This is a genomic window from Pseudoalteromonas sp. SR45-5 (assembly GCF_014163565.1).
In the GTDB taxonomy this organism is placed as follows: Bacteria; Pseudomonadota; Gammaproteobacteria; order Enterobacterales; family Alteromonadaceae; genus Pseudoalteromonas; species Pseudoalteromonas distincta.
Map to the genome: position 1 here is coordinate 1 of NZ_JACJDN010001032.1, position 382 is coordinate 382.

Annotated in this window: 2 tRNA genes; both read right to left on the minus strand. The window is 47.4% G+C overall.

Going from position 1 to position 382, the window contains the following annotated elements:
* Positions 1–6 precede the first annotated feature (6 nt).
* A tRNA-Glu gene (locus H5072_RS20840) sits at positions 7–82 on the minus strand.
* A 181-nt stretch (positions 83–263) separates the two neighbouring features.
* A tRNA-Glu gene (locus H5072_RS20845) sits at positions 264–339 on the minus strand.
* Between the last annotated feature and the right edge of the window lie 43 nt (positions 340–382).

Below are 382 nucleotides of genomic sequence, written 5' to 3' on the forward strand. Positions count from 1 at the left end.
AGTAAGTGGCGTCCCCAAGGGGATTCGAACCCCTGTTACCGCCGTGAAAGGGCGGTGTCCTAGGCCTCTAGACGATGGGGACACATAAATGTGTCACTAGGACAACTGAATTTTTAGACTCGTTTCAGGCGAGCTTTCTTAATAACACTACACTTCCCTATTAAAATAAGTAAGTGGCGTCCCCAAGAGATTAGTACTCTTGATAACGTCGTGCATAGAGAGTGCGGTGTCACACTGCTTTACACAATACTTAAAATAGTAAGTGGCGTCCCCAAGGGGATTCGAACCCCTGTTACCGCCGTGAAAGGGCGGTGTCCTAGGCCTCTAGACGATGGGGACACATAAATGTGTCACTAGGACAACTGAATTTTTAGACTCGTTT